General features: G+C 69.0%; 21 protein-coding genes. 16 read left to right on the plus strand and 5 right to left on the minus strand.

Annotation, left to right across the window (positions count from 1 at the left end; translation table 11 throughout):
* Nucleotide 1: 1 nt before the first annotated feature.
* Nucleotides 2-358: an HNH endonuclease gene (locus tag MRBLWH12_RS15820; RefSeq protein WP_363550639.1), complete on the minus strand. Its 357-nt coding sequence runs from the start codon at nucleotides 356-358 to the stop codon at nucleotides 2-4.
* 118 nt (nucleotides 359-476) lie between these two features.
* Here MRBLWH12_RS15820 and MRBLWH12_RS15825 point away from each other — a divergent pair, with 118 nt between their 5' ends.
* From MRBLWH12_RS15825 to MRBLWH12_RS15890, 14 genes are all read left to right on the plus strand, one after another.
* Nucleotides 477-788: a hypothetical protein gene (locus tag MRBLWH12_RS15825; protein ID WP_363550641.1), complete on the plus strand. Its 312-nt coding sequence runs from the start codon at nucleotides 477-479 to the stop codon at nucleotides 786-788.
* Nucleotides 789-811: 23 nt separating this feature from the next.
* The gene (locus MRBLWH12_RS15830) at nucleotides 812-3748 is read left to right on the plus strand and encodes a helix-turn-helix transcriptional regulator (protein WP_363550643.1); all 2937 of its coding nucleotides are present in this window, start codon (nucleotides 812-814) and stop codon (nucleotides 3746-3748) included.
* 569 nt (nucleotides 3749-4317) lie between these two features.
* Nucleotides 4318-4521 (plus strand): cold-shock protein, encoded by a 204-nt coding sequence (locus tag MRBLWH12_RS15835; RefSeq protein WP_102193879.1) that lies wholly within the window; start codon nucleotides 4318-4320, stop codon nucleotides 4519-4521.
* 209 nt (nucleotides 4522-4730) lie between these two features.
* A complete protein-coding gene (locus MRBLWH12_RS15840; RefSeq protein ID WP_363550645.1) occupies nucleotides 4731-5762 on the plus strand; it encodes an iron-siderophore ABC transporter substrate-binding protein in 1032 nt (343 codons plus the stop codon).
* Nucleotides 5759-6805, plus strand: coding sequence for a FecCD family ABC transporter permease (locus MRBLWH12_RS15845; protein WP_341976289.1), 1047 nt, complete (start codon nucleotides 5759-5761; stop codon nucleotides 6803-6805). The genes MRBLWH12_RS15840 and MRBLWH12_RS15845 overlap by 4 nt, the downstream gene beginning before the upstream one ends.
* On the plus strand, nucleotides 6802-7824 hold the full coding sequence (locus MRBLWH12_RS15850; RefSeq protein ID WP_363550647.1) for a FecCD family ABC transporter permease: 1023 nt from the start codon (nucleotides 6802-6804) through the stop codon (nucleotides 7822-7824). The genes MRBLWH12_RS15845 and MRBLWH12_RS15850 overlap by 4 nt, the downstream gene beginning before the upstream one ends.
* The gene (locus tag MRBLWH12_RS15855) at nucleotides 7821-8621 is read left to right on the plus strand and encodes an ABC transporter ATP-binding protein (protein ID WP_363550649.1); all 801 of its coding nucleotides are present in this window, start codon (nucleotides 7821-7823) and stop codon (nucleotides 8619-8621) included. The genes MRBLWH12_RS15850 and MRBLWH12_RS15855 overlap by 4 nt, the downstream gene beginning before the upstream one ends.
* Complete coding sequence (locus MRBLWH12_RS15860; RefSeq protein ID WP_341976286.1) at nucleotides 8611-9561, plus strand: siderophore-interacting protein; 951 nt, start codon at nucleotides 8611-8613, stop codon at nucleotides 9559-9561. Before MRBLWH12_RS15855 ends, MRBLWH12_RS15860 begins: the two co-directional genes overlap by 11 nt.
* 32 nt (nucleotides 9562-9593) lie before the next feature.
* A complete protein-coding gene (locus MRBLWH12_RS15865) occupies nucleotides 9594-9719 on the plus strand; it encodes a hypothetical protein (RefSeq protein WP_363550651.1) in 126 nt (41 codons plus the stop codon).
* Nucleotides 9716-10432, plus strand: a complete 717-nt coding sequence (locus MRBLWH12_RS15870; protein ID WP_363550652.1) for a Type 1 glutamine amidotransferase-like domain-containing protein — start codon at nucleotides 9716-9718, stop codon at nucleotides 10430-10432. Before MRBLWH12_RS15865 ends, MRBLWH12_RS15870 begins: the two co-directional genes overlap by 4 nt.
* Before the next feature lie 155 nt (nucleotides 10433-10587).
* Nucleotides 10588-11646 carry a DUF998 domain-containing protein gene (locus MRBLWH12_RS15875; RefSeq protein ID WP_363550654.1) on the plus strand — a complete coding sequence of 353 codons (1059 nt, stop codon included), beginning with the start codon at nucleotides 10588-10590 and terminating at the stop codon, nucleotides 11644-11646.
* Nucleotides 11647-11662: 16 nt separating this feature from the next.
* Nucleotides 11663-12514 (plus strand): ABC transporter ATP-binding protein, encoded by an 852-nt coding sequence (locus tag MRBLWH12_RS15880; protein ID WP_363550656.1) that lies wholly within the window; start codon nucleotides 11663-11665, stop codon nucleotides 12512-12514.
* A gap of 33 nt (nucleotides 12515-12547) precedes the next feature.
* A complete protein-coding gene (locus tag MRBLWH12_RS15885) occupies nucleotides 12548-13579 on the plus strand; it encodes an iron-siderophore ABC transporter substrate-binding protein (protein WP_363550657.1) in 1032 nt (343 codons plus the stop codon).
* Entirely contained in the window at nucleotides 13576-15699 is a 2124-nt protein-coding gene (locus tag MRBLWH12_RS15890) for an iron ABC transporter permease (protein WP_363550659.1), read from the plus strand. The genes MRBLWH12_RS15885 and MRBLWH12_RS15890 overlap by 4 nt, the downstream gene beginning before the upstream one ends.
* Before the next feature lie 180 nt (nucleotides 15700-15879).
* Here the strand turns inward: MRBLWH12_RS15890 and MRBLWH12_RS15895 are convergent, their stop codons facing one another.
* A complete protein-coding gene (locus MRBLWH12_RS15895) occupies nucleotides 15880-16722 on the minus strand; it encodes an alpha/beta fold hydrolase (RefSeq protein ID WP_363550661.1) in 843 nt (280 codons plus the stop codon).
* Between the two features lie 92 nt (nucleotides 16723-16814).
* Between MRBLWH12_RS15895 and MRBLWH12_RS15900 the strand changes: the two genes are divergently transcribed.
* The gene (locus MRBLWH12_RS15900) at nucleotides 16815-17399 is read left to right on the plus strand and encodes a TetR/AcrR family transcriptional regulator (RefSeq protein ID WP_341976278.1); all 585 of its coding nucleotides are present in this window, start codon (nucleotides 16815-16817) and stop codon (nucleotides 17397-17399) included.
* A gap of 11 nt (nucleotides 17400-17410) precedes the next feature.
* Complete coding sequence (locus MRBLWH12_RS15905) at nucleotides 17411-17998, plus strand: VanZ family protein (RefSeq protein WP_363550662.1); 588 nt, start codon at nucleotides 17411-17413, stop codon at nucleotides 17996-17998.
* 46 nt (nucleotides 17999-18044) lie between these two features.
* Here the strand turns inward: MRBLWH12_RS15905 and MRBLWH12_RS15910 are convergent, their stop codons facing one another.
* The 3 genes from MRBLWH12_RS15910 to kdpC are packed head-to-tail and all read right to left on the minus strand — an operon-like array spanning nucleotide 18045 to nucleotide 21861.
* Nucleotides 18045-18716, minus strand: coding sequence for a response regulator (locus tag MRBLWH12_RS15910; RefSeq protein WP_363550663.1), 672 nt, complete (start codon nucleotides 18714-18716; stop codon nucleotides 18045-18047).
* Nucleotides 18713-21250 (minus strand): ATP-binding protein, encoded by a 2538-nt coding sequence (locus MRBLWH12_RS15915; RefSeq protein WP_363550664.1) that lies wholly within the window; start codon nucleotides 21248-21250, stop codon nucleotides 18713-18715. The genes MRBLWH12_RS15910 and MRBLWH12_RS15915 overlap by 4 nt, the downstream gene beginning before the upstream one ends.
* On the minus strand, nucleotides 21247-21861 hold the full coding sequence (gene kdpC / locus MRBLWH12_RS15920; protein ID WP_363550665.1) for a K(+)-transporting ATPase subunit C: 615 nt from the start codon (nucleotides 21859-21861) through the stop codon (nucleotides 21247-21249). Before kdpC ends, MRBLWH12_RS15915 begins: the two co-directional genes overlap by 4 nt.
* Nucleotides 21862-21867: the final 6 nt, after the last annotated feature.

The following is a 21867-nucleotide window of genomic DNA, read 5'->3' on the forward strand; positions in this document are numbered from 1 at the left end:
CTCAGTCCGGCTGGTCGTCCGTCACGAAGGACAGCTGCACGGCATGGTGGCGCAGCAGGAACGCGCTCTCATCGAGCCCGCGGCGCCGCAGCCAGCTCGTCACCTCGCCGTTCGACTTGCTGGCGTTGCAGGAGCCGCACGCGGGGACCACGTTCGTCACCGTGTAGCGGCCGCCGCGTGAGATCGGCTGCACGCAGTCCTTCTGCAACGGGACGTCGCCGATGCCGCAGTACGCGCATCCGCCCCACTCCCGCCGCAGCGCGTCCCATTCCGCCGGCGTCAGGTCGTTGTCGGCTGCCGCCACCCGCCGGCGTCGCCGACGATCCACGCGGGCACGGCGGCTGCGACTGACGGGCATGAGGCCACCCTAGACGGATGCCGCCTCAGATCCGCGCCGAAGATAGGGCATCCGTCCGATGTCGGCAGGGGGCCTCAGAGCGGAATGTAGGGGTACAGCAAACCGTCAGGAGAACCTCATGTTCGAACACCCCTATCTCAGCCAACGTACGACCGAGCTCGAACTCGAGCAGCTGGAGCGGGCGCTCGCACGCCGTCGCTTCATCAAGGAGCACGCCGACCAGGTCGTCCTCCGTCCTGAGGGCGTTCTGCGTCGGGCGATCCGCCGCATGGTGGGCCGCGCACCGCGGGCGACCGCGGCGCCCGTATCGGCGACGACGGGGACGGCCCCGGATGTCGCCTCCCGCCGGGTGGCGTCGGATTCCGCATCCGCATCCGCATCCGCATCGCGTCGTGCCGCGGCGCCGTGCGAGCCCGCTGCAGCCCGGTGATCCCTGCGGTGACGGTGAATGCCATGAAGACAGCCGCCCCGGACGCCCCTGATGTCCGTGGAGAGTGGGACGATGTCTTCATGCTCCCATCCGTCCCGATCGCGGCGATGGTCGGCCGCGACGCCGACCTCGCCCTGCTGCGCGGGATGTTCGAGCGCACCACCGAAGGAACACCCGCCGCCGTGCTCGTCGAGGGCGAGGCGGGCATCGGCAAGTCCCGGCTGCTGCGCGAGTTCGGCGAAGAGATCGCCACCCGTGCCGACGTGCACGTCGGCTGGTGCCTCGATCTGGGATCGGCGCGCACGCCGTACGGCCCCCTCACCGGCATCCTGCGCTCGCTCGTCGCTCTGCTGGGCATCGAGCAGACGCGGGCGGCGGTCGGCGTCGGCGCCGAGGCACTCGGGATGCTGTTGCCCGAACTCGTCGACGTTCCCACCGACCGTGCGCACACCAGCCCGGAGCGGCTGCGTGATGCGATCGCCACCCTCATCGAAGTGGCGGCAGAGCGTGCGCCGCAGGTACTGATCGTCGAGGACGTGCACTGGGCGGATGATTCGACCCTGGCGATGCTGTCGTTCCTCCTGCGCACGCTCACCCGCGGGCGCATCCTGCTGGTGATCAGCTGCCGCAGCGATGACGTGCGCCGCGGCGACGCCGTGAGCGGCTTCATCGGTGAGGCGAGCAGGGCGCGACTGCTGGAACGCATCGCATTGAAGCGTCTCGATGAGGGCGCGGTGCGCCAGCTCGCGGAGCAGCTCGTCGGACGGCCTCTCACCGAGGGTGCGCTGGAGCGGATGCAGGAGCGCGCCGAGGGCGTGCCGTTCTTCATCGAGGAGATCGCCTGCTGCGCGTCCGGTCCGTTGCCCGAGGGGCTTCGCGACCTTCTGCTCGGCCGCTTCGACCGACTCGGCGCCGATGCCCGCCGTGTGGTCCAGGTGACGTCGGGCTCCGAGCGGCCGCTGTCGCATTCGCTGCTCTCGCGGCTGGTCGACATCTCCGAGACTCAGCTCGACGATGCGCTGCGCGAGGCTGCGCGCAGCGGCATTCTCATCGTCGTCGACGACGGCTACCGCTTCCGGCATGCGCTGCTGCGCGAGGCCGTGCACGGCGATCTTCTCCCCGGTGAGCGTGCTCGGCTGCACCGCGCGTATGCGGAGATGCTCGAAGAGAACTGCGCGGGAACCGGCAGCGGCGATGCGGCCGCGCTCGCGTATCACTGGCAACTCGCGCAGGACGATCGGCGGACGCTCACGGCATCCGTCGCCGCGATGCTGCACGCCAAGACCCGCTATGCCTTCGCGAGCGCTGCCCGTTTCGGCGAGTTGGCGCTCGAACTCTGGCCGCGGGTTTCAGATGCGGCGGATGCGGCCGGCATCGAACGCATCCCGTTGCTCGCGCTGCTCGGCTCCGTGCTGCGCAACGCCGGCGACGGCGAGCGTGCGCTGGCGGTGGTGAACGTCGCCCTCGGCGAGATCGATCCGGCGGTGGTCGACCCCCGGACCCATGTGCGCCTGCTGCGCGACAAGGCGCTGTACCTGACCAATCTGGGCCGCCCTGGGCCGATCGAACTGCTGAGCGAGGCGCTTGACGTGCTCGATGCCGGGGTCGATGACGATCGCCTGCGCGCCTCGATCCTGAACTACCTCGCCAGCCGGCACATGGTCGCAGGTCACCGGCAGAAGGCGATCGATTTCGCGGCGCGCGCACAGGAATTCGCCGAGCGCGCCGGTTCCGACACCGAGATCTCCGTTGCGGCCAACGTTCGCGGGGGGAGCCTGGTGCATCTCGGCGACCTCGTCGGTGGCTTCACCGCCTACGAGACCGCGCGGGTGCGCGCCGTGGAGTCGAACGCCGAGCTGCGCTACCGGGTGAACTTCTCGGACACGCTGACCCTGCTCGGTCGCTATCGCGAGGCGGTGCAGGTCGCGGAAGAGGGGTTCGGGCGCGCGCGCTCGCTCGGTGTCGAGCGCACGTCGGGGTCGATCCTCACGCAGAACATGGTGTCGCCGCTTCTCGAACTCGGATACATCGAGAGGGCGGAGCAGCTTCTCGCACGCGATCTGGAGAAGAGCACGCTGCGGGTGTTCCGCCTGTACACGACCATGTCGCAGGTGCGATTGCTCGCTTGGCGTGGGCGGTCCGAGGAAGCCGCCGAACTGCTGCGGGGGCTGATGCCGGCGTTCGAAGAGACCGGACAGGTGGAGCGCCAGATCTGGTACGACGGTGTGGTCATGAAGGTGGCGGTGGCCGAGAGCAGTGGCGACCTCACCGGCGCTCTCGACGCGATTCTCGCGATGCTGAACGACGAGGGCCCGGTCCTTCTGCACCAGCGACGGTTGCTGCTGCAAGCCGGATGGATCATCGCCGCGCTGCGTGCCGACGGCGGTGTCGTCGCTCCCGCCGTCGACGCCGTACGTGCGGCCTGGCAGGCTCAGCCCGAGCAGTTGCGCGCCGGGGCATGGTGGTCGATTCTCGACGCGTTGCTCGCGCCGACCATTCCCGCCCTGCAGCACGCGGTGTCCGTCGCCGATGGCGACGACATGCCCGTCACTTTCCGGGTGATCACCCGGTTGGAGCTGGGACGGATGCTGGTCGACAGCGGCGACCGCGCGGCTGCCGCCGTCTTGCTCGCCGAAGCGTCGACCGTCGCCGAGAAGCTCGGCCACGTGCAGCTCCAGACCGCCGTCAGCACCTTCGCCGATGCCGCCGGGCTGCGCGCGGATGCCAGTGCCGGCGTCGACTCCGGGGAGGCCGAGCACCTCACGGCGAGGGAGCGTCAGGTGCTCGCGCTCGTCGCCGAGGGGCTCAGCAACCGGCAGATCGGCGAACGTCTCTACATCAGTGTGAAGACCGTCAGCGTGCATGTGTCGGCTGTGCTTCGCAAACTCGGAGTCAGTACGCGCACCGAAGCGGCGCTGGCCGCGCGGCAGATCGACGCGGTCGAACTGGTGGCCCGTTGACCGTGGGGAGAACTGCCAGGTCCAATTCCGGGTGGGCATGGTACGGTGGGAACGTCCCTCCTACCGGAGGCATCATTCATCACCGGCCCGCGAACGCATTGTGCGACGTGTGTGGCCCTAATACCAGGATCCGAATCTCTGTGCCCCGATCGGTTCGGCACGGATCCCACCGAAAGCTTCTTCACTTGTCAAACGCAGTCGGCTGCGGTGCATGCGCACCCAGCCAAGAACTCCACTGGCGCGACGCCGACGTCGACGTCCGAGTGGCCACCCGTGCCGGCGAATACGCCGGCTACGTCGTCGTTGAATTCGACGGCGCCGCCGCTTTCGGCGCGCGCGGCCAGGACCTCGGTCATCACGACTCGGCGCACGACGCCGAGGCCGCCGTCGCGGCATCCGCCATCATCGGGCTCGTCGCAGCCCGTCCCGCCGGCGCTGAAGGACACGTCCTCAGCGCCCCCCATTCCGTGGCCTCTCTTCATGAGAGCGTCCCCGCACGTGCCCGCCGGAGGTTCCGGCGCGGCGCTCAAGGCCGTGCAAACGGCCCGATCAACAGAAAGAAGAAACACATGGCCACTGGCACTGTGAAATGGTTCAACTCGGAAAAGGGCTTCGGCTTCATCGCTCCCGATGACGGCTCGGACGATCTTTTCGCCCACTTCTCGGCTATCTCCGGCTCTGGCTTCAAGGAGCTTCGCGAGAACCAGAAGGTCGAATTCGACGCTGAGCGTGGCCCCAAGGGCATGCAGGCTGCGAACATTCGCCCGCTCTGAATGCGAGAACCGCTCCGAGTTTGATCTCTGAGCGCTTCAAGCCGGTCGCTGCCTTCGGGCGCGGCCGGCTTTTCGCATGTCCGGGCGCGGGCTCGCGGCATGGCGGGCGGGAACTGAGGCAACCCTAACCATCTGATAAGTTAGGACAGGCTTACCAAAGCCTCCGCGCATTCGCGCCTCCCCCCGTTCCATACCCGAAGGGAATGCCCGTGCGCACTTCTCGACTCATCGGCCTCGGCTCCGCCGTGGTCCTCTCTCTCGGCCTCGCGGCCTGCGCGACCGCACCGACCAGCGACTCTGCTGCCGGCTCCGGCAACCCGGCGTCCGCCGGTGCTTTCCCCGTGACCATCGAGCATGTCTACGGTGAGACCACCATCACCGAGAAGCCCGAACGCATCGCGACCATCGCATGGGCGAACCACGAGGTGCCGCTGGCGCTCGGCGTCGTTCCCGTCGGAATGGCCGCGGCCACGTGGGGCGATGACGACGGTGACGGCGTGCTGCCCTGGGTCGAAGACAAGCTCGAAGAGCTGGGGGCCGAGACCCCCGTCCTGTTCAACAACGACGACGGTCTCGACTACGAGGCGATCGCCGACACCCAGCCCGACGTCATCCTCGCCTCCTACTCCGGCCTGACGCAGGAGGAGTACGACCAGCTCACGAAGATCGCGCCGGTCGTCGCCTACCCCGAGGTCGCCTGGGGCACCTCGGTCGATGACATGATCACGATGAACTCCGAAGCGATCGGCCTCGCCGACGAGGGCGCGGCACTCATCGAGCAGCTGCACGCCGACGCGGATGCGGCGATCGATGCGCACAACGGCTTGAAGGACAAGAAGCTCCTGTTCTCCTACATCGATCCGACCGACCTCAGCCAGATCGGCTACTACACCGCGATCGACACGCGCCCCGGCTACCTGCACGGAATCGGCTTCCCGATGCCCTCGATCGTCGAGGACAACGCCGACAGCGACCAGTTCTACCTGACGGTCAGCTCCGAAGAAGCCGAGCTGTTCGACGATGTCGACGTGTTCGTCACCTACGGCGACGAGTCGATCATCCCTTTGCTGCAGGCCGACCCGCTGCTGTCGAAGATCCCCGCGATCGCTGAAGGGCGCATCGCCGTGCTCGGCGACGCCACACCGCTCGCCGCGTCGGCCAACCCGTCGCCGCTGTCGATCCCGTGGGGCCTTGACGACTACTTCGCCGTCCTCGAGGCACCTCTCCTCGCGGCGGAGTGACCACCGCGACTCGGATCCTCACGCCGGGCGCCGCTGCACTGCGGCGCCCGGCGCTGGTGCGTACCCTCTGGCTGCTCGCCGGGGTCGGAGTCATCCTCGTCCTCAGCATCCTCTCCATCTCCTTCGGGACGCGATCCGTGAGCGCCGGTGACATCGCCGCCGCGCTTACGGGTCATGACGACACCGTCGCGCAGGCGGCGGTCATCAAACGGATCCCGCGCACGGTCCTGGCCATCGCGATCGGGGCGGCACTCGCGCTCTCCGGGGCGACCATGCAGGCCGTCACCCGCAACCCGATCGCCGACCCCGGCATCCTCGGTGTCTCCAACGGCGCCTCTCTCGCCGTCGTCATCGGCATCGCGTTCTTCGGACTCTCGAGCCAGTACGGCTACATGATCGTGGCGATCGTCGGCGCGGCCATCGCGGCGACCTTCGTCTACGCGGTCGGCGCCCTCGGCCGCGGCGGGGCGACGCCTCTCAAGCTGGCTCTCGCCGGGGCGGCGACATCCGCCGCCCTCGGTTCGCTCATCAGCGCCATCATGCTCCCCCGGGTCGATCTGCTTCAGGTGTTCCAGTCCTGGCAGATCGGCGGCGTCGGCGGCGCGGACTGGACACGCCTCGCCATCACCGCGCCCGTGCTCGCCCTCGGCGCTCTCATCTGCTTCGCGTGTGCACGCGGCATGAACTCGCTCGCCCTCGGTGACGACCTCGCCGCCGGCCTCGGTGAGCACGTCTTCCGCACCCGCCTCGTCTCCGCCCTCGGCGCGGTGATCCTCGCCGGAGCCGCGACGGCCATCGCCGGACCCATCGGCTTCGTCGGCCTGGTCGTTCCGCACATCTGCCGGATGCTCATCGGCACCGACCACCGGTGGTTGCTGCCCTTCTCCGCTCTCGCCGGCTCGGCGCTGCTCGTCGCCAGCGATGTCATCGGACGCGTCATCGCTCCTTCCTCCGAAGAGATCCAGGTCGGCATCATCACCGCGGTGATCGGCGCTCCGTTCTTCATCTGGATCGTCCGCCGCCAGAAGGTGCGCGAACTGTGACCGCCGCGATCATCGCCGGGCGCCGTGCCCGCCACCGCCGCCACGCCACTGCCAGCGTGGTGCTCGGCGTGCTGCTTCTCGTCCTCGCCGCGGTGGCGCTCATGGTCGGCAACACGTTCTACGGGCCTGGCGAAGTGATCCGTGTCATCCTCGGCGAGACGGTGCCTGGAGCCTCATACTCCATCGGTGAACTGCGCCTTCCGCGCACTGTGCTCGCCGTGCTCGCCGGCGCCTGCTTCGGCATCGCGGGCGTCGCGTTCCAGACGCTGCTGCGCAATCCACTGGCCTCCCCCGACATCATCGGCATCGCCGAAGGCGCCAGCGCCGCGGCGGTGGTCGGTATCGTGGTGCTCTCGGTCAGCGGCCCGCTCGTGTCGGTGATGGCACTGGCCGGTGCCCTCCTCACGGCGATCGCGATCTACCTGCTCTCCAACAAGGGCGGGTTCGCGGGCACCAGGCTGATCCTCATCGGGATCGGCGTCGCGGCGATGCTGCAGAGCATCGTCTCGTACGTGCTCTCGCGCGCCGCCCAATGGGACATTCAGACGGCGATGCTGTGGTTGACCGGCAGCCTCAACAGTGCTTCCTGGGATCGCATCGCCCCGCTCGCCATCGCGTGCCTGGTGATCCTGCCGTTGATGTTCTCCCAGGGGAGGGCGCTGGGGATGCTGCAACTCGGCGACGATTCCGCTGCCGGGCTCGGTCTGCGGGTGAACGGCACTCGACTGCTGTTCATCCTGGGTGCTGTCGCGCTGCTCGCCTTCGCGACGGCGGCAACCGGCCCGATCGCGTTCGTCGCGTTCATGGCCGGACCCATTGCGGCGCGCATCACGGGACCGGGTGCGAACCTCCTGCTGCCGTCGGCGCTCGTCGGCGCCGCCCTGGTGCTCGCCGGCGATCTGATCGGTCAGAACCTGTTCGACGCGCGCTACCCCGTCGGCGTCATCACCGGCGTCCTCGGTGCCCCGTATCTCATCTACCTCCTCATCCGCACCAACCGCTCGGGAGGCTCGCTATGACGCAGTCGCACACACTCTCCGCCGAGGGGGTCACCCTCGCCTATGGCGATCGGACCGTCATCGACGCGCTCGACCTGGCGATCGCGCCGGGCAAGATCACCACGATCGTCGGAGCGAACGGATGCGGCAAGTCGACGCTGCTGCGATCGCTGGCGCGCCTGCAGTCGCCGAGCGCGGGTCACGTGATCCTCGACGGCAAGTCCGTGCACGCCCGCCCGACGAAGGAAGTCGCCAGGATCCTAGGTCTCCTACCGCAATCGCCGATCGCGCCCGAGGGCATCGCCGTCGCCGATCTGGTCGGCCGGGGGCGGCATCCGCACCAGAAGGTGCTCTCGCGCTGGAGCATGCACGACTACGAGATCGTGGCCGACGCGCTCGCGGCCACCGGCACCGCCGACCTCGCCGACCGCAGTGTCGACGAGCTCTCCGGCGGACAGCGCCAGCGCGTCTGGATCGCGATGGCCCTGGCGCAGGAGACCGATATTCTCCTGCTCGACGAGCCGACCACCTTTCTCGATGTCGCGCATCAGGTCGAGGTGCTCGACCTGCTCACCGATCTCAGCGTCTCGCGCGGCACCACGATCGTCATGGTCCTGCACGACCTCAATCTCGCCGCGCGATACGCGGACGAGCTCGTCGCGATGAAGGACGGCCGGGTCCACGCGGTCGGCGCACCACACGACGTCCTCACCAGTGCGCTCGTCGAAGAGGTCTTCGGCCTGGCGAATCAGATCACCACAGACCCGGTTTCCGGAAAGCCGCTGGTCACACCAATCGGGAGGCACCATGTCCGCTGAGGCAACCACGCGCACGCGTCCGTCGTACATCCTCGCTCGCGCCGAGGTGCGCGCCGTCGAGCGGGTCTCGCCGAACTTCGTGCGGATCACGTTCGGCGGCGATGAGCTCCACGAGTTCGGCATGCCGGGGGAGATGTTCGACGTCAGGATCAAGATCATCTTCCCGCCGGCATCCGGCATCCTCCCGCCGCTCGACCGCACGGACGACGATTGGTGGGGCGCGTATCTGGCAGTGCCGGAGGACGAGCGCGGGTCGATGCGCACGTATTCCGTGCGGGAACTGCGAGTCTCGGACGCCGGCACCGAGGTGGTCGTCGATTTCGTGCTGCACCTGCAGCCCGGGCTCACCGGTCCGGCATCGAGCTGGGCGAGCACCGCGGCCGTGGGCGACGCGCTGATGATCGTCGGCCCGCGGCGCGGACGCGAGGACCGAGGCGGCATCGAGTACGACCCCGGCGCCGCGCGGTCCGTCGTGCTCGCCGGCGATGAGACGGCCGCTCCCGCGATCGCCCGCGTCCTGGAGGATGCCCCACGAGATCTTCGCGGCATCGCGTTCATCGAGGTGCCGCTGGCCGAGGACATCCTGCAGATCGATGCCCCGGCTGGCGTCGAGGTGCACTGGTTGCCCCGCGGCGACGCGCTGCACGGGCTGCGGCTGATCCCGACGGTGCTCGACTATCTCGGCGATTCCGATGCCAGCGCCGAGATCACCGTGAAGGACATCGAGGGTGAAGATCTGGTGTGGGAGACGCCGGACTACTCCGGCCTCGGTGAGGAGATCGCCTCCGGCGATGGCCCGGCCGAGCGCTACTTCTGGATCGCCGGAGAGAGCGGAGTCGTGACGACGCTGCGTCGCCACCTCGTCAAGGATCTCGGTATCGACCGGTCCCAGGTCGCATTCATGGGCTACTGGCGTCGCGGCGTCGCGATGCGGGGCTGAGGGGCCGCCTTGACGCCCAGTAGGCTCTTCGGATGACGTTCGATGCGAACGATGCGGGCACCCGCATCGACGGAATGCGCCGCGAGATCCTCACCGGGGACCAGTTCCGTGAGGCGGCACCATCGCGTGCCGTCGCAGCGGGGGACGGTGTCGCATGAGCGTGCACCTCATCGGCGGCGGCGCGACCACGGCTGCGGATGCCGCGCTCTACGCGCCGTTCGTCGCCGAAGCGGCGCTGCGAGCGGGCCACGCGCGGCCGCGGATCGCCGTGATCTCACTGCACCCCGAGGCCGAGGAGAAGGCGGCGGCGCTGGGCGAGCTTCTCGCCGAGTCCGCAACGGGAACCGCGATCGAGGTGCACCTCACCGCGGGGCGACCCGGCGAGCCGATCGGGCTCGGCGCGATCGCCGACGTCGATGGCATCGCGGTGGGGGGCGGCGTCGTCGAGGATGTGCGCGCAGGGCTCGAGCCGGTGTTCGGTGAGTTGCGCCGGCTGGTTGCCGAGGGCGTGCCCTACCTCGGCGTGTCGGCCGGAGCGATGATCGCCGCGGAGGGCTCGCTCGGAAGCGGCTCGCGCATCGGTGGCACGGTCGTCTCACCCGAGGACCCCGACGAAGCGGGCGACGAGTTGGAGATCGAGACCGGCATCGGCCTCGTCGACGTGGCCATCGAGGTACATGTGGCTCAGCGCGGCATGCTTTCCCGACTGGTCGCCGCGGTCGAGTCCGGGCTGGTCCAGGGCGGGCTCGGCATCGACGAGCGCACCGCCCTGATCGTGGGCCATGGCGAGCTCCGGGTCGAAGGCAAAGGCAGCGTCTGGCGGGTGTTGCCGACCGAGGGTGGCGTGCTGGTCTCCACGATCGGCGTCTGATGGCGCCCCGAAGTCCCTCGCATGGGTAGGGCCTCCCCCTTTCGCGGATGCCGACAGGCCGTTTCCTGACCGGTGGTGGGAGCTCGCTCCTGTCTCTGGCGCCAAGAGGCGTGGTCGGTTCATGGTTCGATGGATGCGTGGACCAGAGCCGACAGATGAGGCAGGAGTTCCGCGCGATCCGGGCGACGGCGATCTGCTTCCTCGTCGGAATCGGCGTGGGCACTCTCGTGCTCTGGGGCAACCCGCGCCCGGTCGCCGGCGCCGGCTCTGTCGGCATCCCGGCTGCGGTGGTCGCCGGCGTCATCGCAGCCGCGACCTTCATCCTCGGCACGTTGCTGCGTCGACGTGTCGAGCAGGCGGTGATGCCGCGGTGGCAGCGGATCATCTCGGCGGGGTCGGCCGCGGCCCTCACCGTCGCGTTCGCCGGGGTCACGGCTCTCGGCGTGCTTCTAGCGAGCGAGATCCTCGGCGTCGCGCTGAAAGGGCTCGAGCTGCCGCCCTTCGGGGGCGGGATCGTGATCGGCATCGCGAGCGCTGTCGGCGGGCGCCTGGCATTCGACGCCGTGGCGGGGTTGCGCACCTCCGATCTCGCAACCCTGCTGCTCGGATACGTCGTGATCGGCACTCTTCTCGCCATGCTCACGGCCACCGACCCGCGGTGGTGGGAACTGAACTTCTCGCAGCTCGGCGTCGGCGCGGGTTCCTGGGCGTTCAACGGCACACTCGTGGTGGCGGGGCTTCTGGTCGCGACCGTCGGAGCGTACATCGGACGCGATCTGCACAGGTTGCGGGGCGACAGCGCGCTCGGCCGGATCGGCGCTGTGGTCGTGCTGTGGTCGTCCACCGGCGTCGCGCTCGCCGCCGTGGGCGCGCTCCCGGTGCATCGTGGCGAGATCGCGCACAACGTCGCGACGATCAGCACCCTGGTCCTGTTCCTCGCCGCAGCGGCGCTGACGACGGCGGTCATGCCCGGCCCGCCGCGCATGCTGGTCCTCTTCACCATCGGCGTCTGCGTGCTGCTCGTCGTCGCGGTCGTGCTCCGTGATCCGCTGCGGGTGTACTCGCTCACCGTGCTGGAGGTGATCGTCGTCGGGCTGGGACTGGGGTGGATGACTGTGCTCGTACGCACGCTCTCCTGGCTTGCTCCGCCCGATCCGCGCCCCTCGGAGCGCGAGTACCTGCTGCACAGGGCTTCACGGGCGGCAGCGCAATAGGTTAGGCTCTCCTAACGTGACCACCAACGAGCTCCCGGCATCCGCCGCTCTGCGTGGCGATGCGCTCGCGCTGAGCTACGGACGAACCCGTGTCGTGCACGACGTGTCGCTGCGACTCACGCCGGGGCGCGTGACCGCCCTGATCGGTCCGAACGGCAGTGGCAAGTCGACGGCGCTCCGTGCCCTCGCCCGCCTGCATCGCATCGGCGGCGGAACGGTGCAGGTCGGAGAAGGGGCAGATGCGCGCGACGTGTCGACGCTCTCCGCGAAGGAGTTCGCTCGCACGGTCGCGATGCTCTCGCAGTCGCGTCCGCATCCGTCGGGCATCGAGGTCGCAGACGTCGTCGCGTACGGCCGCCACCCGCACCGCGGGAGGTTTTCCGGAACGACCGACGCTGACCGGGCGGCCATCGCGCACGCGCTCGCTCTCACCGGGTTGAGCGAGATGGCGCATCGCGCCGTCGATCAGCTCTCCGGCGGCGAGCTGCAGCGGGTGTGGCTCGCCACGGCGCTGGCGCAGGACACCGGAGTGCTGCTTCTGGACGAGCCGACCAACCACCTCGATCTGCGCTACCAGATCGAAACGCTCGACCTGGTGCGCGACCTCGCTGACAACCACGGCACGGCCCTCGGTGTTGTGCTGCACGACCTCGACCATGCCGCATCGGTCGCCGATGAGATCGTGCTGCTGCACCAGGGCCGAGTGCACGCGTCCGGGCTCCCCGCCGACGTACTGACCGGCGAGAACCTCTCTCTCGTGTACGGGCTGCGCATCGACACCGTGGTGGATGCCGAGACCGGCCTCGTCCGCGTCATCCCCCGTGGCCGTCACCACGAGCGGCACCGTGCCGTCCCGGCATCCCGATAGATCTCCCTCGTCCCCGACCCCGATAGAGGAACCATGAAGAAGACTCCCTTGACCGCGCTCGCTCTCGGCAGCGCCCTGCTACTCGCGCTCACCGCGTGCGGTACGACTCAGCCGACTTCGGCCGGCACGGACAAGCCGGTCTCCGCGGCCAGCGAGGACTGCTCCGCCGACTCCACGGAGACCTCGACCGGTGCGGTGACGCTCACCGATGCGTTCGACCGCAAGATCGAGCTCGACAAGCCCGCCGAGCGGATCGCGGTGCTCGAGTGGCAGCAGATCGAGGACGCTCTCACGCTCTGCGTCACCCCGGTCGCCGTCGCAGACGTCGAGGGATACAACACGTGGGTCAAGGCGGAGGAACTCCCAGCAGATGTGAAGGATGTCGGCACCCGGCAGGAGCCGAACCTCGATGCGCTGGTCGCCGCGGATCCCGACCTCGTCATCGTCGAGGCCTTCGTGCGCGATGACGCGATCATCGCTCAGCTCGAGGCATACGGCATCCCGGTACTCGCGACCCTCGGTGCCGACACCGCCGACCCGCTCGCCCAGATGCTCACCACGTTCGACCTGATCGCCCAGGCGACCGGTCGCGAAGATCGAGCTGCGGTCGTGACCGACGAGTTCGAAGCACACCTGGCCTCCGCGAAGGCGGAGGTCGCCGACCGCGTTGCCGACACCGACGAGTTCGTCTTCTTCGACGGCTGGGTCGATGGCAGCAACGTGCGACTGCGCCCCTACGGTCAGGGCTCGCTGGTCGGCGAGGTCGGCGAGGCGCTCGGCCTGACCAACGCATGGACTGGTGAGGTCGACGCAGCGTACGGTCTCGGCCAGACCGACATCGAAGGCATGACGGCAGCGGGTGACGCGAGCCTCTTCTACGCAGGCACCAGGGAGACCGACGGCAGCATCTTCATCGATGCCGTCGCCGACAACGCGGTCTGGAAGTCGCTGCCCGCAGTGCAGGACAAGCGCATCCACGCGTTCCCGGCGGGTGTGTGGATGTTCGGCGGACCGCGCTCGACCGAGCAGATCATCGACGCCTACCTTGAGGTCCTCTCGAAGTGACCCGCCTCCAGCTCCCGTCCGCGTCGGATGAACAGACGGCCTCCGGGTCAGGCGTCGCGCAGGCGTCGTCCGGGTCGTCGGTCGTCTCGCCCGGCACGGACGGGGCTGGAGACGCCCGGACCGGCGGATCAAGCGTCGTCCGGGGGATCGTCGTTCTCGGCGCTCTCGTGGTCGCGCTCGCCGCGGTCGGGTTCTGGCACCTCACGCAGGGAACCAGCGACGCCTCGTTCACAGATGGGGCGATCCTCGTCGGATCGCGCCTTCCGCGCCTCGCCGCGGGGGCTGCGGTCGGCATCGCGCTCGGCGTCGCCGGCCTCATCCTGCAGTCCCTCGCGCGTAACGCGCTGGCCTCACCCGACACCCTGGGTGTCACCGCTGGTTCCTACCTGGCCGTGACAGCCGTCGCCGCGTTCGGCATCGCGATTCCGGTGTGGGCATCGGGTGCCGTCGCGTTCGCCGGCGGTATCATCGCCGCCGGTATCGTCCTGGGCCTCGCCGGGGGCGCAGGCTCTTCGACGACCCGCCTCATCCTCGCCGGCTCCGCCCTCGCGCTCGCCTTCCAGGCGTGCACATCGACGCTGCTGGTGCTCTTCGACGAGGAGACCGAGGGGTTGTTCGCCTGGGGCAGTGGCAGTCTGTCGCAGCTCGGGTTGGATGCGTTCCTGCAAGCAGCGCCCGTCGTCGTGGTGGCCACGATTCTGGCGCTCCTGCTCTCCCGGCGCTTCGACGTTCTCGCTCTCGGCGATGATACGGCGTCGTCGCTCGGGGTTCCGATCCGGTCGACCCGGGTCGTCGGCATCCTGCTCGCCGTCGTGCTGATCGCTGTATCGGTCACGCTCGCCGGCCCGATGGGATTCGTCGGACTGTGCGCTCCGGTACTCGCGCGACTGCTCGCCCGTGTCGTGCCGATCCTGCACCGTCACGTGCTGCTCATCCCGGTCTCCGGACTGCTCGGTGCGATCGTGGTGATCCTCTCCGACGCGCTGCTGCGGGCCATCATCGGCGCGGAGGCGGCGATCGCGGTGCCAACCGGTGTCGCCACGACGCTGCTCGGCGCCGTCGTGCTCGTCTTGATGGCGCGCCGACTGCGCGACTCCGGACCGACGCGCGAGCCGCCGAAGGTGCGGTTCGGTGTCCGTAGCACGCGGCGGTTCCGCCTTGTTCTCGTCGTGACGGTGGCCGCCGTGATCGGGGCTGTGCTGCTCGGCCTGCTGGCAGGGAGCACCTGGCTGCTCACCGGAGACATCGCCCTGTGGCTGCGCGGCGAGGCTCCGCCGCTGATCTCGTTCTCGCTCGACGAGCGCGCGCCGCGGGTGATCGCCGCGGTCGTGGCCGGGGGAGCACTCGCACTGTCGGGCGGCATCTTCCAGGCCGTCAGCCGCAATCCGCTGGCCGATCCCGGCATCCTCGGTGTCACCGGCGGCGCCGGTCTCGGCGCGGTCCTGGTGGTGACCAGCGCCGTCGCCTCGACCGCCGGCATGATCGCCGCTGCGCTGGTCGGTTCGCTCCTCGCGTTCGCCCTCGTCTACGGCCTGGCCTGGCGGCGCGGGCTGAACGCCGACCGGTTCATCCTCATCGGCATCGGGGTGTCCTACGGCACGACCGCATTGACGACGTTCTTCCTCCTGCGCGCGAATCCGTGGGACACCCCGAAGGTGTACACCTGGCTCTCCGGTACGACGTACGGGCGGATCTGGGAGCAGGTCGTGCCGGTCGCCGTCGTGCTCGCCATCGCCCTGCCGCTGGTCTTCATGGCCCGGCGGGAGCTCGATGTGATGTCTCTCGATGAGGACACCCCGCGCCTGGTCGGCATCAGCCTGGAGCGCACCCGGCTCGGCCTGCTGCTCCTTGCCGCCGTGCTGGCATCGTTCAGCGTCGCGGCTGTCGGCGTAATCGGCTTCGTCGGGCTGGTCGCCCCGCATGCCGCCCGCGCGCTGGTCGGCTCACGGCACGCGCGCGTGATCCCGGTATCCGTGCTGCTCGGGGCCGTGCTCGTCGCCCTCGCCGACACCCTCGGACGCACGGTCATCCAGCCGGCCCAGCTGCCTGCCGGGCTCATCGTGGCACTGCTCGGAGCGCCGTACTTCGTCTGGCTGCTCTGGCGCTCGCGCGACGCCTAGGCGCACCGGCCGCCGTCTCATTGCTGCGGTGGCGCCATCGCCGAAAACAGGAGGACCGCCCGAGATCAGGAGAATCTTCGCGGGATTCTCCTGATCTCGGGCGGTCCTCCTGATCTCGGGACGCCGGATGACGCGGCATCCGCTCCCCAGATCTGGAAGAGCGGATGCCACGGCGAGGCGCTACTTCGTGAGGAACTCCTTCAGCGCGGCGTTGACCTCGTCGGCGTGGGTCCAGAGGAGGCCGTGCGGCGCGCCCTCGACCTCGACGTAGTCGGCCTCAGGCACCGCCTGGTGGAAGCGGCGGGCGGTGGCGTCGATGGGGAGGATGTTGTCCTTCGTGCCGTGCAGGATCAGCGTGGGCTTGCCCGCCGCGCGCACCGCCTCGACGTCGCCGCGGAAGTCCTCGATCCAGGCCGGCACGACGGCGTAGGCCGCGACCGGAGCGCTGGTGACGGAGAGGTTCCAGTTGGCGGTGACGACCTCCTGGCTGATGCGCGAGCCGAGGTTCTCGTCGAGGTTGTAGAAGTCGTTGTAGAACTGCGTGAACCAGGCGTAGCGATCGCCCTTCGCGGCCGCGGCGATCCCGTCGAAGACCTCCTGCGGAACGCCTTCGGGGTTGTCATCGCGCTGCACGAGGAAGGGCTCGAGCGAGGCGAGGAACGCCAGCTTCGCGACACGCTCGTGTCCATAGCGGGCGACATAGCGGGCGAGTTCGCCGGTGCCCATCGAGAAGCCGACGAGGACGACATCGCGCAGATCCAGGGTCTCGAGCACGGTGTTCAGATCGGCGGCGAAGGTGTCGTAGTCATAGCCGGTGCCCACCTTCGACGACTGGCCGAAGCCGCGACGGTCGTAGGTGATGACGCGGTAGCCCTGGTCGAGGAGTTCGCGGGTCTGGCGCTCCCAGCTGTGGCCGTTCAGCGGGTAGCCGTGGATCAGCACGACGGGCTGGCCGGCGCCCTGGTCCTCGTAGTAGAGCTCGATGGACGTGCTGTTCTCCGTGCCGACGGTGATGTAACCCATGATCGTTTCCTCTCTGTCTGCGAGAACGATCGTTCTCACTTGATGTCATCAATCTAGAGAACGAACGTTCTCTTGTCAAGTAAACTCTTGGTATGACCGAAGAAGAGGCTCGCGAGCGCATCCTCGCCGCCGCCGAGGAGCTCTACTACCGCAAGGGATACGCGGCCGTCGGGATGGATGAGCTGCGCACGGCGGCCGGCGTGTCGCTGCGCCGGCTGTATGCGCTGTTCCCCGCCAAGACGGACATCGTCGCCGCGGTCCTGCAACGCAAGCACCACGAGTGGGAGACGTCGCTCACGGCCGCGGTGGCGGATGCCGGCACCGACCCGCGCACCCGACTGCTCGCGGTCTATCGATACCTCGAGGGATGGTTCTGCACGGACGGCTTCCGCGGCTGCGCCTTCATCAACGCGTTCGGCGAGCTCGGCGGCACCAACCCTGAGGTCGCGCAGATCGTGCGCGAACACAAGGCGTCGTTCCAGAAGTACATGGCCTCGCTCGCCGCAGAGTCGGGCGCGCCCGCGACGCTCGCAGCTCAGCTGTCCATCCTCGCCGAAGGGGCGCAGAGCACCGCGGCGATCTCCGCCGACCCGCAGGTCGCCGCGCAGGCCAGGGCGGCCGCCGAGGTGCTCATCGACGCTGCGCTGGTGCAGAGCATCCATAACAGCGCTCGGTAACCTGTTTCCCTATGAACGACCCCTTTCAGCAGATCCCGGTGCTGCCGGTGGTCATCCCCCTCGGCGCCGTGATCTTCGCGCTGCTGCTCTGGCGCCTCAATGCCGAGCGGATCTTCTCCGTTCCGCGCGCCATGGTGGCCGCAGCTCTCGCCGTGTACGCCGCCGGCATCGTGGGGAACACGATCTTCCCGATCTATCTCAACCCCATCACCGGCGGCACCAACTGGATTCCCGGGCTGACGATCATCCCCTTCGCCGACTACGAGTGGGGCGACGCTGTGACGAACATCCTGGTGTTCGTGCCGCTCGGCATCCTCAGTGCGCTGCTGCTGGCGAAGCCATCCTGGTGGAAGGTCCTCATCGCCGTGGCCGGAACCAGCCTCGGCATCGAGGTGGCTCAGTTGGCGGCGCAGAAATTCTTCGCCGGAGGGCACATCGCAGACGTCAATGACCTCCTCTCCAACATCGCGGGAGGGATGCTGGGCTACGGTCTGCTGCTGATCCTGTCGCGCGTTCCTCAGGTGTCCGGTCTCGTCGACCGCTTCCGCTGGTCGCAGGTTCCCGCTCCAGCGGAGATCCCGGCGCCTGTTGCCGCTTAGGGCGCTGGCGGCACCGCCGCCGCAGATCTGAGGCGCACGAGCGTGCTCACAGCACGAGGCGGTAGCCCATCCCTGACTCGGTCAGCAGGTGCACGGGTGCGGCGGGCGAGAGCTCGAGCTTCTTGCGCAGCTGGGACATGTACAGGCGCAGATAGCCGGAGTCGGACACCTGTTCGCTGCCCCAGATCTCCTTCAGCAGGTCCTGCCGTGTGACGAGGGCGCCCGGATGCCGGCACAGATGCTCCAGCATCCGCCACTCCGTCGGAGTCAGGTGCACGCGTGCGCCCGCTCGGGTCACCGCCTTCGCTGACAGGTCGACGACGACGTCGCCGAAGCTCACCGTCGACTCTCCGGCCGCGGGAGCCGTGCGTCGGGCGAGCGCGCGCAGCCGCGCGAGCAGCTCGTCGACCTGGAAGGGCTTGGTGACGAAGTCGTCGGCTCCGGCATCCAGCGCATCGACCTTGTCGGCAGAGCCGGTGCGGCCAGAGACGACGATGATCGGTGCGCTCGTCCAGCCGCGCAGAGCCTGGATGACCTCGATGCCGTTCATCTTCGGCATCCCCAGATCGAGCAGGATGATGTCCGGATGCGTCTGCGCCGCGGTGGTGATGGCGGCGGCGCCGTCGGCGGCGGTGATCACCTCGTAGCCGTGCGCCGCCAGGGTGATGCGCAGGGCCCTCACCATCTGGGGGTCGTCGTCGGCGATGAGGAGCTTCACTGCTGCGCTTCCTCCGTGTCGGACTGTTCTGCGGCCAGGGGCAGAGAGATGACCATGGTGAGGCCGCCTCCCGGCGTATCCTCCGGAGTCAGGCTACCGCCCATGCCCTCGGTGAACCCGCGAGACAGCGCGAGTCCCAGACCGAGTCCGGTGGTGTTGTCGGTGTCGCCATAGCGTTGGAACGGCTGGAACATGCTGTCGCGCCGGTTCGCGGGCACGCCCTCTCCGCGGTCGATGATCCGGATCTCCGCGCGCGCACCGAGCCGGCTCGTCGACACGATCACCTGTCGTCCATCCGGGGAATGCCGGTGCGCGTTGGCGAGGACGTTCACCAGCACCCGCTGCAGCAGCACCGGATCGGCCTGCAGCGGCGGCAGCGAGGGGTCGAGCGCGAGTTCGACATCGGACGGGCCGAAAGACAGCTCGTCGATGGCGGCGAGGATGCTGCCGGCGGCATCCATCCGCGTCGCGGACACGGCGAGCACACCCGCCTGCACTCGACTCACGTCGAGCAGATCGGTGATGAGCGTCGACAGCGTGCCCAGGCTTTCATCGGCGGTGGCGAGGAGCTCGTCCCGATCGGCGGCGGACAGTGCACCGGCCCCCCGCAGACCGCCGATGGCGGCGACCGCTGATGCGAGCGGGCGGCGGAGGTCGTGACTCAGCGCCGAGAGCAGGGCGCTTCGCACCTGATCGGTCTCGGCGAGGGTGACCGCCTCGCGCGCCGTCGCACGGAGGTCGGTGTGCTCGATCGCTGCCGACAACTGGGCGACGATCGCGTCGAGCAGTCGCCGGGCCGGACCGTCCAGCGGCCCGCCATGCAGTTCGAGCATCGCGCGCGGGGCATCGCCGGATCCGACCGGCACCGTGATCGCTCTTCCGTCCCGCAACGGCTCCCCGTCGCGCGCGAGCACCTCGCCGTCGGCGTCGAGCAGGCGCACCCCGCTCAGCCCGAACGCCTCACGGGTACGACTCACGAGCGCGAGCACGGCGTTGTCACCGCGGAGCACGTTGCCCGCGACCGCGGCCAGCAACTCGGCCTCAGCCGTGGCGCGCTTGGCGGTGCGAGCCCGACGCGCGGCCTGATCGACGATGATGCTCACCAGGATCGCGATCGTGACGTACAGGGCGAGCGCGAGCACATGCAGGGGATGAGCGATCGTGATCGTGAACTGCGGCGCGACGAAGAGGAAGTCCAGGGTGATGCCGGAGAGCACGGCGGCGAACACCGCAGGGCGCAGCCCTCCGATGAGCGCGACCACCACGACGAGCAGCTGATATGCGAGAACCTCGGCGGTGATCGACTCGGGGCTGCGGAACGTGAACATCAGCCAGGACAGCAGCGGCCCGAAGGCGAGCGCGACGGCGAATCCGAGCACCTGGCGGCGCCATCCGAGCGCCCCACCCGTGATCTTCGGGAGCGAGGCGCGTCCGCCGGCCGCCGCGTGGGTGACGATGTGCACGTCGATGTCGCCGGAGTGACGGATGATCTCCGCACCGATCCCCGGGCCCGTCAGTGCTGTCATCAGACGACCGCGTCGGCTCACGCCGATCACCACCTGAGTGGCATCGACGGACTGGGCGAACTCCACCAGGGTCTCCGGGATGTCGTTGCCGACGATCTGGTGATAGCTGCCACCCAGCGACTCGACCAGGGTGCGCTGGGCCGTCAACGCCCCGGGTGAGTCGTTTCGCAACCCGTCCTGCGCCGATACGTGCACGGCGAGGAGCACCCCGCCCGCGGATCGGGCAGCGATCCTGGCACCGCGGCGAAGCAGGGTCTCGCCCTCAGGGCCACCGGTCAATGCGACGACCACGCGTTCCCTGGCCTGCCACGTGCCCTCGATGCCGTGGTCGGCCCGATAGCTGCGCAGGGCACTGTCGACTTCATCGGCCAGCCACAGCAGGGCGAGCTCGCGGAGTGCGGTCAGGTTGCCGAGACGGAAGTAGTTCGACAGCGCCGCATCGATGCGCTCGGCCGGGTAGACGAGCCCCGCCGAGAGCCTGTCCCGCAGCGACTGCGGGGCGAGGTCCACGACTTCGATCTCGTCGGCGGCACGGACGACGGCATCGGGGATCGTCTCCTGCTGGGCGATGCCGGTGATCTTCTCCACGACCGCGTTCAACGACTCGATGTGCTGGACGTTGACCGTCGTGATGACGTCGATGCCGGCATCCAGCAGCACTTCGACGTCCTGCCAGCGCTTCGAATGCTGCGAACCGGGGATGTTCGTGTGCGCGAGCTCGTCGACGAGGGCGATCTCCGGGGCGCGGGCGATGACCGCATCGAGGTCGAGTTCGGAGAGCTCGACGCCGCGGTGGCTGTCGATCCGTCGGGCCACCTCGGGCAGGCCGACGGTCTGCGCCAGCGTCGCCTCGCGTTCATGGGTCTCGACGATCGCGATGACGACATCCCGGCCCTCGTCGTGAAGCCGACGGCCCTCGGCGAGCATCTCGTAGGTCTTCCCGACCCCAGGGGCTGCACCGAGCAGCACGCGGAGGCGACCACGTCGCTGCATCCGCTCTCCGGTCATGCGCCCTCCCGCTCGTCAAGAGCGAGATTGAGTTCTGCGACGTTGACGCGCTCTTCGCCGAGGAATCCCAGATCCCGCCCTTGAATCCTAGACTCCACGAGCGAGAGCACCTCTGCTTCGGAGAGGCCTCGCTCCGCTGCCACCCTGGGGACCTGGAGCAACGCATAGGCGACGCTGATGTGCGGGTCGAGTCCGGATGCGGATGCCGTGACGGCATCCGCCGGAACCTGCGCGGGCGCGACGCCCTCGCGCTCGGCGATCGTCGTGCGACGCTCCTCGATCGCGGCGACGAGATCGGGGTTCTCCGGCCCGAGGTTGCTGCCGCTGGAGCTGGCTCCGTCATAGCCGTCGCCGGCCGCCGACGGTCGTGACTGGAAGTACTCCGGCAGCGCCTCGCCGTCGGCATCGGTGAAGGACTGGCCGATCAGCGCACTGCCGACCACGGTGCCTTTTCCGTCGGCGAGGGGAGAGCCATTCGCCTGCCAGGGGAGGAGGAGCTGCCCGGCGCCGGTGACGACGAGGGTGTAGCCGACGCCAAGGATCAGCGTGAGGACGAGCATCGCGCGGACCGCGACGCCGGTGGTGCGCACGGTGGTGCGGAATGAAGACATGTCTCT

Source organism: Microbacterium sp. LWH12-1.2 (assembly GCF_040675825.1).
In the GTDB taxonomy this organism is placed as follows: Bacteria; Actinomycetota; Actinomycetes; order Actinomycetales; family Microbacteriaceae; genus Microbacterium.

Excerpts from the sequence above, each read along its gene's own strand:
- MRBLWH12_RS15820 (WP_363550639.1), bottom strand. The coding sequence starts at position 358 with ATGCCCGTCAGTCGCAGCCGCCGTGCCCGCGTGGATCGTCGGCGACGC.
- MRBLWH12_RS15825 (WP_363550641.1), top strand. The coding sequence starts at position 477 with ATGTTCGAACACCCCTATCTCAGCCAACGTACGACCGAGCTCGAACTC.
- MRBLWH12_RS15830 (WP_363550643.1), top strand. The coding sequence starts at position 812 with ATGAAGACAGCCGCCCCGGACGCCCCTGATGTCCGTGGAGAGTGGGAC.
- MRBLWH12_RS15835 (WP_102193879.1), top strand. The coding sequence starts at position 4,318 with ATGGCCACTGGCACTGTGAAATGGTTCAACTCGGAAAAGGGCTTCGGC.
- MRBLWH12_RS15855 (WP_363550649.1), top strand. The coding sequence starts at position 7,821 with ATGACGCAGTCGCACACACTCTCCGCCGAGGGGGTCACCCTCGCCTAT.
- MRBLWH12_RS15860 (WP_341976286.1), top strand. The coding sequence starts at position 8,611 with ATGTCCGCTGAGGCAACCACGCGCACGCGTCCGTCGTACATCCTCGCT.
- MRBLWH12_RS15865 (WP_363550651.1), top strand. The coding sequence starts at position 9,594 with ATGACGTTCGATGCGAACGATGCGGGCACCCGCATCGACGGAATGCGC.
- MRBLWH12_RS15870 (WP_363550652.1), top strand. The coding sequence starts at position 9,716 with ATGAGCGTGCACCTCATCGGCGGCGGCGCGACCACGGCTGCGGATGCC.
- MRBLWH12_RS15875 (WP_363550654.1), top strand. The coding sequence starts at position 10,588 with ATGAGGCAGGAGTTCCGCGCGATCCGGGCGACGGCGATCTGCTTCCTC.
- MRBLWH12_RS15885 (WP_363550657.1), top strand. The coding sequence starts at position 12,548 with ATGAAGAAGACTCCCTTGACCGCGCTCGCTCTCGGCAGCGCCCTGCTA.
- MRBLWH12_RS15895 (WP_363550661.1), bottom strand. The coding sequence starts at position 16,722 with ATGGGTTACATCACCGTCGGCACGGAGAACAGCACGTCCATCGAGCTC.
- MRBLWH12_RS15900 (WP_341976278.1), top strand. The coding sequence starts at position 16,815 with ATGACCGAAGAAGAGGCTCGCGAGCGCATCCTCGCCGCCGCCGAGGAG.
- MRBLWH12_RS15905 (WP_363550662.1), top strand. The coding sequence starts at position 17,411 with ATGAACGACCCCTTTCAGCAGATCCCGGTGCTGCCGGTGGTCATCCCC.
- MRBLWH12_RS15915 (WP_363550664.1), bottom strand. The coding sequence starts at position 21,250 with ATGACCGGAGAGCGGATGCAGCGACGTGGTCGCCTCCGCGTGCTGCTC.
- kdpC (WP_363550665.1), bottom strand. The coding sequence starts at position 21,861 with ATGTCTTCATTCCGCACCACCGTGCGCACCACCGGCGTCGCGGTCCGC.